The organism is Thalassospira australica, from assembly GCF_000763295.1.
Lineage (GTDB): Bacteria > Pseudomonadota > Alphaproteobacteria > Rhodospirillales > Thalassospiraceae > Thalassospira > Thalassospira australica.
The window spans coordinates 68456-82560 of the sequence record NZ_JRJE01000003.1 but is presented as its reverse complement, the minus strand read 5'-3'; the positions used below and the strand labels follow the sequence as shown (position 1 = coordinate 82560).

Sequence of the window (14105 nt, the reverse complement as noted above, 5' to 3'; positions counted from 1 at the left end):
CGACCCGGTGATACGAATGAGTTTTGCCCCTAATCTGCATGAATATAAAATTTTCAGGGAGATAAAGCAGTGCTGATGGATGCGACACGTTCAACTTTGCTGATCATTGACGTTCAGGAAAAGCTGTATCCGGCCTGTCAGGAGCCCGAACAGATCATTGCCAATGTCTGTTTCCTGATGAAATGTGCCAACAGATTAGGGGTGCCCGCAGTCGTGACCGAACAATACCCCAAGGGGCTTGGTCACACTGCCAAGGAAATTGCCACACTTCTGGAAAAACCCGGAGATACATCCGAGGGCGGCAATGTTGTCTCCAAAGTCGCGTTTTCAGCCATTCCGGCAGACGGTTTCATCGAAAAGATCGAAGAAAACCCCGGACGTGATCAGGTCATTGTCGTGGGCATGGAAACCCATGTCTGTGTCCTGCAAACCGTCATGGAACTGATTGAGCGCGGTCGCGAGGTTTATGTCGTGGCAGATGCGGTGACATCGCGCAGCATGCCAGACAAGATTTTCGGCCTTGAGCGGATGCGTGATGCCGGTGCGAAGATCGTTACCCGTGAAAGCGTGATGTTTGAATGGTTGCGGGTTGCCGGGACACCGGAATTCAAGGAACTGAGCGCGCTGATCAAATGACGCCGATGACAGAAACGGCGTCTGACCAGCAGGGCGGGCACACATCATCAGATGGCGTGCCCGTTGTATTTCTGTCGGGCATGTTGGCCGATCAGCGTATGTGGCATCCTGCACTTGGGGCCTATGACCGATTGGAACTTCCCGAGAAACGCTTGATCCGGCCGGTGTTTTGCGAGCTGTTTGAACAGGATACGGTTGCGCAAATGGCGCGTGTTGTTCTGACCAATGCGCCAGAGCGTTTTGCCTTGGTGGGGATGTCGATGGGCGGATATGTCGCCTTTGAAATTCTGCGCCGGGCACCCGAACGGGTTAGTCACCTGTTGCTGGTAAATACCCGCGCAACTGCCGATAGTGCCGATGTGCGGCGCAGACGTTTGTTGTTGTCACGTATTGTCGGCATAAAGCAGCCGTTTGTGGCGATTAACGACAGTATGCTTGATGATATGCTTCATCCCGATAACCGCCATGATGCGGCGTTGATCAAGCTTATCCATGATATGGGGGATCGCGGTGGTTCGGCGGGGTTCGTTCACCAGAACAATGCGGTCGCCAACAGACCCGATAGTATGGATATGTTGGCAGATATTGCTATTCCCTGCAGCGTTTTGGTGGGAAGCCATGATCAGGTGATCAGCCCGCAAAGCCACCGGGAAATGGCAAAAGCCATCCCCGGTGCGGTCTATGCCGAAATTGCCGGGGCCGGGCATTATGTGCCGCTTGAACAGCCGCGAATATTTGCCCGGTCACTTGCAGATATCTTGATGCGTTAAACCGTCACGAAATCCGAATGCTTAGCAAACCGGAAGCATTGGTGAGCAATGTTTGTCGCCCGTTTTATTCAGCGTGCGCGGGAAGAGCTTGTACATCACGGTGTCTGCATTTCGGTCCACCTGATTGGTGAAGTCTTCTTTGGTGAAACGCGCACGCAGTTCCGAAACGATCTTGTCACCGACGCAGAACCCATAGCGGACAACATTGCGTTCTGCGGCAGCATCACTTCCAATAGATTCCGGCGAGGTGCAAAGTGCAGAAGACATCGTTCCCTGACTTGGGTTGACCACAACCACCAACCGGTTTTCAGGTTTGATGACCGCATTTGCATCAATTTCGGCCGGGTCTGTTACAAATGTCAGGCGCGGGGGATAACCATGGTTGGACATGGTCGTGGCCCATTCCTGTTTTGGGATAAGGTTATCCTTGTCATGGACTTCAATCATCATGACACGACTTGGCGCACCGGCAACCTTGAAGCTTTCAACTTCGTGAACCTTGTAGTTCGGGGCTTCGATCAGGCCGCCTGAACAGCCCGCAAGCACGACTGCGCCAATTCCAGAGAGAACGAATTTCGATAAGAATCGTTTGCCGGTTTTCATGATGCTGCTCCTGCTGTCGTGGCCCTCGTGAAGGTCGATATAGTCGGTTTGTTTCGAACCGCCAGAGTTTAACAATAAAACCCCAAAGCCCGCTGTGCGCGAGATCACCGCATTCATCTTTTCAAAGTGTTTGGAAATCATACGCTGCAAACAGCGGGTTTTGATTACAAAAAGTGTAATCTCACGCCATTGTTATCACAAAGGTTGTGTGATGGTTCACGCTTTGGAAGATGGTTCACTGTCTAGAAGACTGAGCGGCCAATGGCGCGGATCAACATTTCAAGAGCGCGAATGCCCGCTGCTGAATTGCCGCGTTGATCAAGGCGGGGTGACCAGACACAGACCGAAAATTCACCGGGGATGACCCCAATGATCCCGCCGCCGACACCGCTTTTTGCCGGAATACCAACCGTAAAGGCAAAGTCGCCAACCCCGTCATACATGCCGCAGGTCAGCATAAGTGCGTTGATGCGACTGGTTTCTTCGGCATGGATGACGGGCGTTCCGTCCATGCCAATCCCCTTGCAGGCGAGAAAACGACAGGCACGTGCCAGTTCACGCGCGGTCATTGCGACCGAACATTGCTTGAAATAGGCGCGAACAACGTCTTCGACCGGGTTGTCGAGCTTGCCGAAGCTTTTCATCAGATAGGCGATGGCGCGGTTGCGATCCCCATGCTGGTCTTCGGACATGTAAACATCGTTATCAACGCGAATATCTGCATTGCCGCAAAGCTGCCCCAGAAATTCGGCAACGGAGCGATCGGGATTGGCATAGCGTGACGTGATCAGGTCTGCGACCCGGATCGCGCCGGCATTGATAAACGGGTTTCGCGGAATGCCATGTTCCTGTTCAAGCTGGATCAGGGAGTTGAAGGCGGAGCCAGACGGTTCGCGGCGCACGGCCTGCCAGAGGTCATCACCGTGTGCGCGTTGGGCCAGAACAAGTGCAAACACCTTGGAGATGCTTTGAATGGAAAAAGGCACATCGGCGTGACCGATGGAAAACTCCTGTCCGTCTGTGCCACAGATCACCATGGCAAAATGATCATCGGGTACGCAAGACAGAGCCGGAATGTAATCAGCCTTGCGCGCGGTGCCAAAGTCGGCCTTGGCGACCTCAAGCGCGATCTGTTCAAGAATGGCAGCATAATTGTGCGACATTATGCGTTCCTGTCTTGTGGCTTTTGGGGAAAGCGGACAAAAAACCCGGCACACATGGCCGGGTTTTTATGAAAATGCAGAGCGTCGATCAGACGTCGATATCCTCGACAAAGCGGGCATGTTCCTGAATGAACTGGAAGCGAAGCTCCGGCTTTTTGCCCATCAGACGGGTGACCAGATCCTTGGTCTGTCCGCGGGCATCGGGTTCGGCGGCATCGGGCAGGGTGACGCGCAGCAATGTGCGCTTTTTCGGCGCCATTGTGGTTTCACGCAACTGTGCCGGGGGCATTTCACCCAGACCTTTAAATCGGGAAATCTCGACCTTGTTGCGGTTTTTGAATTCGCTTTCGACCAGGACTTCTTTTTCGGCATCATCCATCGCATAGATTGATTTGCCGCCCTGGGTCAGACGATAGAGCGGCGGCATGGCAAGATAGAGATTGCCGCCTTCGATCAGACCGGGCATTTCCTGATAGAAGAAGGTCATCAGAAGGGATGCGATATGTGCGCCATCAACGTCAGCATCGGTCATGATGATGACGCGTTCATAGCGCAGGTCATTGATGCGGAAATCAGACCCAGAACCGCAGCCAAAGGCTTCGATCATGTCCTTGATTTCCTGGTTGGCCATCATTTTTTCACGGGTGGCTGACGCGACGTTCAGGATCTTGCCACGCAGCGGCAGGACGGCCTGTGTTTCACGGTCGCGGGCCTGCTTGGCCGAACCCCCTGCAGAATCACCCTCCACCAGAAAGATTTCAGTGCCAGATGCGATGGAACGTGAACAATCGGCAAGTTTACCCGGAAGACGCAGGCGACGCGTGGCCGACTGACGTTTGGTTTCCTTTTTTTCCTTGCGGCGCTGGCGTTCTTCGGCGCGCAGGATGATGCGTTCAAGCAGACGCTTGGCGTTTTCGGTGTCGCCCGTCAACCAGTGGTCAAAATGGTCACGAATGGCCGTTTCAACCAGTTTGGTTGCGGTTGCCGTGCCCAGTTTTTCCTTGGTCTGGCCCTGGAACTGCGGATCGGGGATAAACAGCGACAACATGACACACGCGCCGCCCAGAACATCCTCGGCGGTGATGTTTGCGGCCTTTTTCTGACCCAGCATATCGCCGTAAGACTTGATCGCCTTGGTCAGCGCATAGCGGATGCCTGCTTCGTGCGTGCCACCCAGCGGTGTCGGGACGGTATTACAATAGGAATGGAAATATCCCTCGCCGCTTTCAGGCCAGCCAACAGCCCATTCAACCCGACCGGCACTGTCAGAAAACTTGCCTTCGCCTGCGAACGGACGTTCGGTGACCATTTCGCGGCCTTCGAGCGTCATTTCGAGGTAATCGAGAATGCCATTGGGGAATTTCAGGACTTCCTGCTGCGGGGTCGGATCGTCGCTTGTCAGAAGTTCCGGATCGACGGACCAGCGGATTTCAACACCCTTGTAGAGATACGCCTTGGAGCGCGCCATGCGGAAGATCGTCGCTGCCTTGAGCTTGGCACGAGCGCCGAAAATCTCGGGATCGGGTTTGAAAATAACCGTGGTGCCGCGACGGTTGTTGATCGCACCGCCATCCTGAAGCGGACCAAGCGGGGTGCCCTTGGAGTATTCCTGAAACACCATCTTGCGGTCGCGGCAGACTTCAACGCGAAACTTTTCGGTCAGTGCGTTCACAACAGACATGCCGACACCGTGAAGGCCGCCGGATGTTTCATATGCCTTGCCCGAAAACTTACCGCCCGAATGCAGGGTGGTCAGAATGACTTCGAGTGCGGATTTGTCCGGAAACTTCGGATGCGGGTCGGTTGGAATACCGCGCCCGTTATCACGCACAAGGACAGTGTTATCTGGTTTGAGTTCCAGTTCGATCCAGTCGGCGTGGCCAGCAACGGCTTCGTCCATCGAGTTATCGAGAATTTCCGCGACCAGATGGTGCAATGCTGCATCATCCGTACCACCGATATACATACCGGGGCGTCGACGGACGGGCTCAAGGCCCTCGAGAACTTCAATATCCTTGGCGGAATAGGCTTTGTCGGTAGACTGGTTTGAATCTTCAAAAAGGTCGGTCATGCCCCGGAACGCAACTTCTTTTATTGTGTTAAAACAAGGACGAAAGCCACATATCTGTTAATCGATATTCTGGGCTTGGAAGCCTTGGCGCTAAACGAGTACCATAGATTTATCGGTTCGTACCAGATGATCGGTGCGCACCGCCCATAAAAATGTGTTTTTAAATCCATTGCAAGTGGTGGTCTTGCACCGGGACCATATTTTAAATGCAGGGGCGCAGAAAACCGTGACCGGGAGGTCCAATAAAAAATGGCGTGTCAAATGACCATGCCCAGACAGGAGTGAGCCTGATGGCGACAGACAAAGAGAATGCCCTATTTGCGGAAAGCACGATGCCGCGTGGCGATCTGTGCACCCGAACCCTTGCCATGCCCAAAGACACCAACCCGAGCGGGGATATTTTTGGTGGGTGGCTGATGTCGCAGATGGATATTGCCGGTGGTGTTCTGGCAAGCCAGATCGCAGAAGGCCGTGTAGCGACCATCGCGGTTGATGGCATGACATTCCACCGCCCGGTTTATGTTGGCGATACGGTATGTGTATATGGCGATATCGAAAGAATCGGCACCACATCGATTGTTTTGCATCTGGAATCCTGGGTGCTGCGCCGTAATCAGCCGCCGCGAATCAAGGTGACTGAGGCAACCTTTACCTTTGTTGCCATCGATGCCGAGGGCCGCCCGCGCAAGGTGCGCAAAGACGAGGACGAGGCATAGGTGTCGCCCCATAAACCCAAACAAACACCCAAACAAACTTCGAGGAGCCCCGCGATGCAAAACCAACTGAGATCCCGTCTGGTGACCTGTCTGGTTCTGGTGTGCGGGGCTTTTGTCTGGAGTTCGACAATTTCTGCCGAGGAAGCCGATGTTGTGGGCGCAAAGGCGACAAAATCATCAGATGACACATATCGGTTTGATGTCACCGTGGCCCATGACGATACCGGCTGGGATCATTATGCAAATGTGTGGGAAGTTGTCGGCCCGGAAGGGTCCGTTTTGGGGCGTCGTGTGTTGGCCCATCCGCATGTGAATGAGCAACCCTTTACGCGAAGTCTTTCGGGCGTTGCCATCCCAAGTGACGTATCGCGTGTGACCATTCGTGCGGGGGATCTTGTGCATGCGTTTGGCGGGAAGGAAGTGATGATTGATTTGCCATCCGCGGTTGGTCAGTCAACATCAATCAGCCCGTAAAGCTGAATAGCTCAAAAGAATTGCGGGGACCATCACCGGATGGTCCCCGTTGTTGGATTACCAGCTTTCCTTGGCGATGCGCATGAAGTTTTCACCCATGATTTTATCGACGTCATCGGGTGAATAGCCGGACGCAACCAGGGCATCGGCAAGGGCAGGGAGCTTGCGTGGATCAAATACCGCAGCCCCGCCAGCACCGGGACCGTAGCCGCGATGGGCGGGCCAGTAATAGGCTTTGTCGACCCCATCGGGGAAGTCGTTACATCCGGCGACTTCGGGCATGGTATCCAGACCAATGCCGACATGATCGACGCCCACCAGATCAACCGCATATTTGATATGGCGGACCATGTCGGGGACTTCTGGCGCGTTGGGTGATTTGATAAAGCGCTGGAAACCGCAAATGCCGATCACACCGCCCGTATCGGCACAGGCCTTGATCTGTTCATCGTCAATGCAGCGTTCATGACCGCCAAGCACCTTGGGGTTGGCGTGGCTGAATACGACCGGTTTGGATGATACCCGCATGATATCAAGCGAGCTTTGCCGCCCGGTGTGTGAACAATCCATGATCATGCCGCTATTGTTCACGGCCATGACCATTTCAACACCCAGATCGGTCAGCGGGATATCATTATCGTGACAACCGCCTGCGACCGAATTGTTGCGGTTATAGGCAAAGTGGATTTGTTTGACGCCGAGCCTGGCAAAGACCGGCACCATTTCGGGCATGTCTTGAAGCATCACCGATCCTTCAAGATCAAACCCGACACCCAGCAGTCCCTTGGATTTGGCAATGGCCAGATCATCGAAACTTTCGATCAGCATGTATTTGTCGGGGTGGGCGGCGATCTTGGCACGGAAGGCGGCGATCACGCGCAGGATGTGCGCAACAGAGTTCATATCCATGCCGACATTGACACAGACATAATCGACATGGCCCGCGACATAGGTATCAAGCAGTTCTGCCGGTGTTTTGGGATCAAGCGGCAGGCAGGCATGGGCATCCCAGGTAAATGACGGGACATGCGTGCGTTTGTAGTTGGTGATGGTGCTGTCCGCAGGCGCGAACGGTGTTGCAAAAGAGTTGGTGGCGGCGCTCATGGTATCTCCGGTCAATCCCAGTCTACGAAGCTGTCGACAACAGCACGGTCGTATCCTCCGGCCGCTTTGTAAAGCTGTTGCGAATAAGGATGTTCGAGTGTGCCATCGGCAAGCTGGGTCGCGGTTGCCCGTTCGACAATACGACCGTGGTTCATAATGGCAATATCGTCGCACATATGCGCAACAACGGCGAGGTCGTGACTGACCATGACATAGGTCAGGCCAAGTTCGCGGCGTAACCGCCCCAGAAGGTTGAGAACTTCGGCCTGAATGGAAACATCAAGGGCCGATGTCGGTTCATCCAGCAGCAGGATTTTGGGTTCAAGGATCAGCGCACGGGCAATTGCCACGCGTTGACGTTGCCCGCCCGAAAGCTGATGCGGGTAGCGAAAACGAAAAGCGTTATCCAGCCCGACCTGATTAAGTGCCTCGACCACGCGGGCATCGGAATTGCCAAGCCCGTGAATGTTGACCGGTTCGGTCAGGATGCGGTCGATGGTATGGCGCGGATGAAGGGACCCGAACGGGTCTTGAAACACCATTTGTACGAGACGGTAAAACGTCTTGTCGCGCTTGGGCCCAAGTTCCTTGTTGTTGACCAGAATGTTGCCTTCCCAGTCATCGACAAGGCCGGTGATGGTGCGAAGCACCGTCGATTTGCCCGACCCTGATTCACCGACAAGGCCAAAGGATCCGTTTGTGGGAACGCTGATATCGACATCTTTGAGAACGTGATTGTCATCGAACCAAGCGTTTAATTTGCTAATTTCAATCATGTTTGTCTTTCCCCTTAGCCTTCGGCCCAGCTTGCTTCGCGTTCAAGGATCGGCAGGTCGCTGTGGTCGCCATCCATTTTCGGCAAGCAATTCAAAAGGCCTTTGGTGTACGGGTGCTTGGCGTTGTGCAGTTCGGATGCACGCAATTCTTCGACAACGTGGCCCTGATACATCACCAGAACCCGGTCGCAGAAACTTGAGACAAGTTGCAAGTCGTGGCTGATGAAAATCAGCGCCATGCCACGATCGCGCACAAGGTCATCCAAAATTGCCATCACCTGAAGCTGTACCGTGACATCAAGGGCGGATGTCGGTTCATCGGCAATGATCAATTCCGGATCGGGGATCAGCATCATGGCAATCATGACGCGTTGCCCCATGCCGCCCGAAGCTTCGTGCGGATAGGCATTGAACACACGTTCCGGATCACGGATTTTGACCGCTTCGAGCATTTCAAGTGCCCGGCGGCGGGCTTCCTTGGCGCCGACCTTGTGGTGTTCACGGTAAGCTTCGATGATCTGGTCACCGATGGTCATGACAGGATTAAGCGAGTATTTCGGATCCTGCATGATCATGGAAATCCGCGCACCGCGCACCTTGCGCCATTGTTTGGGCGAAAGATTGGCCAGATCGACATCATGGAATTGCAACTGGTCGGCGGTGATTTTGCCGTTGGCTGCGGTCAGGCCAAGAATGGCGCGTCCGGTCTGGGATTTGCCGGACCCGGATTCGCCAACAATGCCAAGACGTTCGCGCCCAAGGTCGAATGACACGCCACGCACGGCATGCACATCGCCCTTGGGCGTGTTGAAGGTGACTTCGAGGTTTTTGACCGACAGAAGGGTTTCATTGGACATGATCAATCGCCTCCACGCGGGTCAAGAACATCGCGCAGGCCATCACCCAGAAGGTTGAAGCCCAGACTGACAACAAAGATGGCAAGACCCGGCACGGTGGCAACCCACCATTGTTCAAGCAGGAACTGGCGTCCATCAGAAACCATTGCCCCCCATTCCGGCATGGGCGGTTGCGCGCCAAGACCAAGGAAGCCAAGACCAGCGGCAATCAAAATCATGCCCGCCATATCAAGGGTGACACGCACAACAAGCGAACTCATGCACATCGGCGTGATGTGCCCGATGATCAGACCAAGGTTCGAGGTGCCCTGAAGGCGGGCAGCTTCGATATAGTCGGCCTTGCGCACGGTAATGGTTTCCGCCCGTGCGATCCGGGCATAGGGCGGCCATGCGGTAATCGCAATTGCCAGAATGGCATTTTCGATCCCCGGGCCGAGGGCCGAGACAAAGGCAAGTGCCAAAATCAGTTTCGGAAACGCCAGGAAAATATCGGTGATGCGCATCAGCACCGCATCCACCCAACCACCAAAGAACCCGGCAGCCGTCCCGACCAGAAGCCCAAGCGGGGCGGCGGTAATGGCAACAAGGCCGACAATCAAAAGCGTATATTGTGCGCCATAAATCAGACGCGAGAGAATATCGCGCCCCAGCTGATCGGTGCCAAACCAGTGTTCGGCGCCGGGGGGCTGAATGCGGTTGGTCAGATCCGCAGCCAAGGGATCATAAGGCGCAAGAATCGGGGCAAATATGGTGACCAGAATAAGCCCGATCACGATTGAAAGCCCGACCATCGCCAGTTTGTTTTCGGTAAACTTGATCCAGCCCAACCACGTGCGCCCGCATTGTGCCTGAAAGCGCGATTGCGGTGTGTCGGATGTCAGCCAATTTTTCAGGCCCGGTTTGGAGATGTGTGTTTGTGTGTTCATGATTATCTCCGCGCCCGCGGGTCAAGCAGGCGGTACAGCACGTCAGACAACATGTTTACGCCAATAAAGACGGCACCAACGACAACCGTACCGCCAAGAACCGCATTCATGTCGGCATTGAGCAGCGAGTTGGTGATGTAAAGGCCAAGCCCCGGCCAGGCGAAGATAATCTCGGTCAGAACCGATCCTTCGAGGAGGTTGGCATAGGAAAGCGCAATCACGGTCACCAGCGGCACCATGACGTTGCCAAGGGCATGACGCCAAATGATGCGGGTTTCGGAGATGCCTTTGACACGTGCGGTCAGAATGTATTCCTGACTAAGCTGTTCAAGCATGAAAGAACGCGTCATGCGCGCAATATAGGCCAATGAAAAATAGGCCAGAATAGATGCAGGCAGAATGATGTGTGACACAGCATTCCAGAACAGGTCCGTGTCACCTTCGATCAGGGTATCGACAAGCATCAGGCCGGTGGTCGGTTCGATGAAATCAAGATAGAACGAATCAAGGCGTCCCGGTCCCGCGACCCAGTCGAGTTTCATGTAAAAGATCAACAGCCCCATCAGGCCGAGCCAGAAAATTGGCATCGAATAACCTGCAAGACCGATGATTCGCACAAGATGATCAGGCCATTTTCCCTTGTGTACAGCGGCAAAAACCCCGGCAGGAATGCCAAGCGATACACCGATGATGGTGGCAAGGGTTGCCAGTTCAAGCGTTGCCGGAAAAACACGTTTGATGTCTTCGAGAACCGGGTTGGCGGTGAGCACCGACTGACCGAAATTGCCCTGCAGGACATTTGAAATATAGATAAAGAATTGCTGCCAAAGGGGCAGGTTGAGGCCCATTTCCTCGCGCACGCGGTCATAGACTTCTTGTGGTGCACGGTCACCAACAGCTGCCAGAACCGGATCGATTGGCAAAACACGCCCGATCAGGAAAGTGACAAGCAACAGGCCGAAAAATGTAATGGCCAGCGAAAATACCAACCGCAGGACCGTTCCTGTCGGGCCGGAGGTGAAACGGGCGCGTTTGCGCCCGTTTCGGTTATTGCGTGTAACAGCGGACATTACGACCGTTGTCTCCTTCGTCGAGGTTAGTCTTTGGTCACATAACGATAATAGTTGTTATCGAACGACGGACCGAGGACGAAGTTGTTTACATTGCCACGCATGGAGGCAATTTCGGTTTCCTGGAACATGATCACGAACGGGCCATTTTCCAGAACCTGCTTTTGCAGATCCACGTACATTTCAGCACGTTTGGTATCGTCGCGCTCAAGGGTTGCGGCATCGGTTTTTGCGGTCAGATCACCGGCATCCCACGAGTTGCGCCATGCAAGCGGCTTGGCAGAAGCATCGTCGGAGTTGTCCGGGTTCCAGGCAAAGGTCGATGCGTTGGTGTGCGGATCCTGATAATCCGGGCCCCAGCGACCGATATAGATATCGTGCTGACGGGCACGGTATTTGGTCAGGGTCTGTTTGCCATCGCCCGGAATGATTTCCAGATTGATGCCAACCTGTGCCCAGGTTGCCTGAATCGACTGCGCCATCGCCATGATCGACGTGGTGTTACGCGTATCCATGGTTACGCTGAACCCGTCCGGATAACCAGCTTCGGCCAGAAGGGATTTGGCTTTTTCGATGTTAAGCGAGTAGGGGTTCTCGTTGTAGGCACCCAGGAAGCCTTCTGGCAGGAAGGCCTGATGGATTTGCGAACGACCAGCCAGGATGGTTTCAGAAATGCCCTTGTAATCGACAAGGTATTTCAAAGCTTCGCGGACTTTCGGGTTCGACAGATATTCATTTTTCTGCGACAGGCCGAGATACCAGAGCGCGCCTTTACCCTTGGACAGCAGTTTGATGTCATCATTGTCAGCAATTGAGGCCAACTGATCTGCTTCAAGGTTACGGGCAATATCAATATCGCCTTTTTCAAGCAGAAGCTGCTGAGCGGCTGATTCCTTGACGCTTCGAATGATCACGCGCTTCATTTCCGGTGCGCCATCCCAATAGTCTTCGTTAGCCGTCAGGCTCAGGCTTTCGCCCGCAGTCCATTTGTTCAGCTTGAACGGGCCGGAACCGGCATAGTTGGTTTTAAGCCATTCGTGACCAAGGTCGCCGTCAACTTCATGGGCCAGGACTTCTTCCTTGTCGACAACTGCACCAACGCCGGCCGTCAGGCAGTAAAGCACGAAGCTTGGGGCGTAGGGCTGATCGACTTCCATGACAAGCGTGGATTCGTCAGCGGCATAAATCTTGTCTTTGACGTTTTCGGCAGTGAAGCCGAACTGGCCAAGGATAAAGGCCGGTGACTGATCAAGCAGGATCACACGCTGCAGCGAGAAGGCAGCGTCTTCGGCAGTCAGGTCATTGCCCGACGCGAATTCGATTCCGTCACGGATTTTAAAGGTGAAGGTCTTGCCGTCTTCGGAAACTTCCCAGCTTTCGGCAAGGACGCCATGGATTTTCGACACGTCTTCATTGTCGAAGCCAATCAGACGGTCATAGGTGTTACCGGCATATTCCGCGCCGGAAAATTCGAAAATCTGTGCCGGGTCAAGGGTGATGATATCATCGATGGAGAATGCCATGACCAGCGCGTTTTTAGGCGTTTCAGCCTGCGCCATCATAGGTGCGGTAGCGAGCGCGGTCCCCATGACCAGCCCTGCAATTAATTTGCGCATGATGCGCCTCCCGTTTTGTTGTTGTGGGACTGCAGGCCCAGGCGATGACCGATAGACAATCAAGTAATTCCCGATGGCTGAAAAGGTCATAAGCCCTTCTGACAGCGGGATGTGATCATTGCCCACAGGCCCAAAAGTGGGGCAGCCTGCAAGTGTTTTGCTAATAGCCTGCAAAGCTGAGCATAATTTATACGATTAATCAATGACCAGACGGTCAGGATTGCCAAATAAACAGTCAAAATTCAGTTTGCTGAGCGAGAAGCTGAACGACAGGTTGAGCAGCATCGGGCGTGATTGTGGTCATGGTAGTGGGGGCGGCACCGACGCGTACATGGCAGACCGTCAATTGGATTTGCGCTTGTGGGGGACGGCGATTGGGGAAGGGGCTATGGCCGGAAAACAAAGATGTAAAAACAAAAAAGCGCCAGCGAATAATCGCGGCGCTTTTTTTGTGCGGCATTCCCATCGGGAGGGAATGGCGCGAGTGACGAGACTTGAACTCGCGGCCTCCGGCGTGACAGGCCGGCGCTCTAACCAACTGAGCTACACCCGCATCGTGTGTGGCGCGGTTTATATAAAGACATCCCGGGACTGGCAAGTGTTTTTTGGTCGAATTTTCCAAGAAAAATTCAGCAGCCGATTTTGTCGGTGTGACGCGGGGAAAGAGGCGGAAAACAAAAAAGCGCCAGCGAATAATCGCGGCGCTTATTTTGTACGTCATTCCCATCAGGAGGGAATGGCGCGAGTGACGAGACTTGAACTCGCGGCCTCCGGCGTGACAGGCCGGCGCTCTAACCAACTGAGCTACACCCGCATTGTGTGTGGCGCGGTTTATATAAGGGGTGGTTCGCTCTGGCAAGGGCTTTTTTGCAAAAAAGAGACAGGCAGTGATTTTCATTCACGAGCGTCGCGAACTGGTTTGATTTCAAGGCCGTTATCACGGCCGAAAACGCAAGGGATCATGACCGGGGCAAAAGGCCTGGTTAAGGAAAAACGCAGACATTGATGATCGCGGGCAAAGCGACAGGGCGGGATTAAAAACAAAAAAGCGCCAGCGAATAATCGCGGCGCTTTTTTTGTGCATCATTCCCATCAGGGGGAATGGCGCGAGTGACGAGACTTGAACTCGCGGCCTCCGGCGTGACAGGCCGGCGCTCTAACCAACTGAGCTACACCCGCATGGTGCGTGGCGCGGTTTTTAGCAGTCGGTCACAAGGGGCGCAAGCGATTTCTCATCGCTATTTTCGAATTTTAAAGGTGGTTCTTCTTGCGGTGGAAACGCGGGATGGGCTGGGTGCGCATAAGTTCATTTCAAGTCCGGTT

At 54.2% G+C, this 14105-nt stretch carries 13 protein-coding genes and 3 tRNA genes; 4 read left to right on the top strand and 12 right to left on the bottom strand.

The genetic code is table 11. From position 1 onward, the window contains the following. Positions 1–75: 75 nt before the first annotated feature. A complete protein-coding gene (locus JF44_RS0102040) occupies positions 76–636 on the top strand; it encodes a hydrolase (protein ID WP_052065367.1) in 561 nt (186 codons plus the stop codon). Then, positions 633–1406 carry an alpha/beta fold hydrolase gene (locus tag JF44_RS0102035; protein ID WP_238318353.1) on the top strand — a complete coding sequence of 258 codons (774 nt, stop codon included), beginning with the start codon at positions 633–635 and terminating at the stop codon, positions 1404–1406. The genes JF44_RS0102040 and JF44_RS0102035 overlap by 4 nt, the downstream gene beginning before the upstream one ends. Before the next feature lie 21 nt (positions 1407–1427). On the opposite strand, the gene JF44_RS0102030 is transcribed toward JF44_RS0102035, so the two are convergent. The 3 genes from JF44_RS0102030 to parE form a co-directional block, all read right to left on the bottom strand. Then, positions 1428–2009 (bottom strand): hypothetical protein, encoded by a 582-nt coding sequence (locus JF44_RS0102030; RefSeq protein ID WP_156111561.1) that lies wholly within the window; start codon positions 2007–2009, stop codon positions 1428–1430. A 242-nt stretch (positions 2010–2251) separates the two neighbouring features. Continuing rightward, positions 2252–3172 (bottom strand): glutaminase, encoded by a 921-nt coding sequence (locus JF44_RS0102025; protein ID WP_033067283.1) that lies wholly within the window; start codon positions 3170–3172, stop codon positions 2252–2254. Between the two features lie 88 nt (positions 3173–3260). Continuing rightward, the gene (parE, locus tag JF44_RS0102020) at positions 3261–5243 is read right to left on the bottom strand and encodes a DNA topoisomerase IV subunit B (RefSeq protein WP_033067282.1); all 1983 of its coding nucleotides are present in this window, start codon (positions 5241–5243) and stop codon (positions 3261–3263) included. 290 nt (positions 5244–5533) lie between these two features. On the opposite strand from parE, the gene JF44_RS0102015 reads away from it, so the two are divergent. Both JF44_RS0102015 and JF44_RS0102010 read left to right on the top strand, forming a co-directional pair. Further along, a complete protein-coding gene (locus JF44_RS0102015) occupies positions 5534–5959 on the top strand; it encodes an acyl-CoA thioesterase (protein ID WP_033067281.1) in 426 nt (141 codons plus the stop codon). A 54-nt stretch (positions 5960–6013) separates the two neighbouring features. Next, the gene (locus JF44_RS0102010; protein WP_033067280.1) at positions 6014–6433 is read left to right on the top strand and encodes a hypothetical protein; all 420 of its coding nucleotides are present in this window, start codon (positions 6014–6016) and stop codon (positions 6431–6433) included. A 57-nt stretch (positions 6434–6490) separates the two neighbouring features. On the opposite strand, the gene JF44_RS0102005 is transcribed toward JF44_RS0102010, so the two are convergent. The 9 genes from JF44_RS0102005 to JF44_RS0101965 form a co-directional block, all read right to left on the bottom strand. Then, the gene (locus JF44_RS0102005; RefSeq protein WP_052065366.1) at positions 6491–7537 is read right to left on the bottom strand and encodes a dipeptidase; all 1047 of its coding nucleotides are present in this window, start codon (positions 7535–7537) and stop codon (positions 6491–6493) included. An 11-nt stretch (positions 7538–7548) separates the two neighbouring features. Then, positions 7549–8313 carry an ABC transporter ATP-binding protein gene (locus JF44_RS0102000; protein ID WP_033067279.1) on the bottom strand — a complete coding sequence of 255 codons (765 nt, stop codon included), beginning with the start codon at positions 8311–8313 and terminating at the stop codon, positions 7549–7551. A 14-nt stretch (positions 8314–8327) separates the two neighbouring features. Beyond that, positions 8328–9170 carry an ABC transporter ATP-binding protein gene (locus tag JF44_RS0101995; RefSeq protein WP_033067278.1) on the bottom strand — a complete coding sequence of 281 codons (843 nt, stop codon included), beginning with the start codon at positions 9168–9170 and terminating at the stop codon, positions 8328–8330. A gap of 2 nt (positions 9171–9172) precedes the next feature. Further along, on the bottom strand, positions 9173–10096 hold the full coding sequence (gene nikC / locus JF44_RS0101990) for a nickel transporter permease (protein WP_033067277.1): 924 nt from the start codon (positions 10094–10096) through the stop codon (positions 9173–9175). A gap of 2 nt (positions 10097–10098) precedes the next feature. After that, positions 10099–11166, bottom strand: coding sequence for an ABC transporter permease (locus JF44_RS0101985; RefSeq protein WP_052065365.1), 1068 nt, complete (start codon positions 11164–11166; stop codon positions 10099–10101). Between the two features lie 26 nt (positions 11167–11192). Beyond that, positions 11193–12782, bottom strand: coding sequence for an ABC transporter substrate-binding protein (locus JF44_RS0101980; RefSeq protein WP_033067419.1), 1590 nt, complete (start codon positions 12780–12782; stop codon positions 11193–11195). Positions 12783–13258: 476 nt separating this feature from the next. Then, positions 13259–13335, bottom strand: a tRNA-Asp gene (locus JF44_RS0101975). Positions 13336–13519: 184 nt separating this feature from the next. Next, a tRNA-Asp gene (locus JF44_RS0101970) sits at positions 13520–13596 on the bottom strand. A 288-nt stretch (positions 13597–13884) separates the two neighbouring features. Beyond that, positions 13885–13961 (bottom strand) — tRNA-Asp (locus tag JF44_RS0101965). Positions 13962–14105: the final 144 nt, after the last annotated feature.

Bases quoted from the DNA above. Each gene is read 5' to 3' on its own strand.
- JF44_RS0102040 (WP_052065367.1), top strand. From the start codon at position 76: ATGGATGCGACACGTTCAACTTTGCTGATCATTGACGTTCAGGAAAAG.
- JF44_RS0102035 (WP_238318353.1), top strand. From the start codon at position 633: ATGACGCCGATGACAGAAACGGCGTCTGACCAGCAGGGCGGGCACACA.
- JF44_RS0102030 (WP_156111561.1), bottom strand. From the start codon at position 2,009: ATGAAAACCGGCAAACGATTCTTATCGAAATTCGTTCTCTCTGGAATT.
- JF44_RS0102025 (WP_033067283.1), bottom strand. From the start codon at position 3,172: ATGTCGCACAATTATGCTGCCATTCTTGAACAGATCGCGCTTGAGGTC.
- parE (WP_033067282.1), bottom strand. From the start codon at position 5,243: ATGACCGACCTTTTTGAAGATTCAAACCAGTCTACCGACAAAGCCTAT.
- JF44_RS0102015 (WP_033067281.1), top strand. From the start codon at position 5,534: ATGGCGACAGACAAAGAGAATGCCCTATTTGCGGAAAGCACGATGCCG.
- JF44_RS0102010 (WP_033067280.1), top strand. From the start codon at position 6,014: ATGCAAAACCAACTGAGATCCCGTCTGGTGACCTGTCTGGTTCTGGTG.
- JF44_RS0102005 (WP_052065366.1), bottom strand. From the start codon at position 7,537: ATGAGCGCCGCCACCAACTCTTTTGCAACACCGTTCGCGCCTGCGGAC.
- JF44_RS0102000 (WP_033067279.1), bottom strand. From the start codon at position 8,313: ATGATTGAAATTAGCAAATTAAACGCTTGGTTCGATGACAATCACGTT.
- JF44_RS0101995 (WP_033067278.1), bottom strand. From the start codon at position 9,170: ATGTCCAATGAAACCCTTCTGTCGGTCAAAAACCTCGAAGTCACCTTC.
- nikC (WP_033067277.1), bottom strand. From the start codon at position 10,096: ATGAACACACAAACACACATCTCCAAACCGGGCCTGAAAAATTGGCTG.
- JF44_RS0101985 (WP_052065365.1), bottom strand. From the start codon at position 11,166: ATGTCCGCTGTTACACGCAATAACCGAAACGGGCGCAAACGCGCCCGT.
- JF44_RS0101980 (WP_033067419.1), bottom strand. From the start codon at position 12,782: ATGCGCAAATTAATTGCAGGGCTGGTCATGGGGACCGCGCTCGCTACC.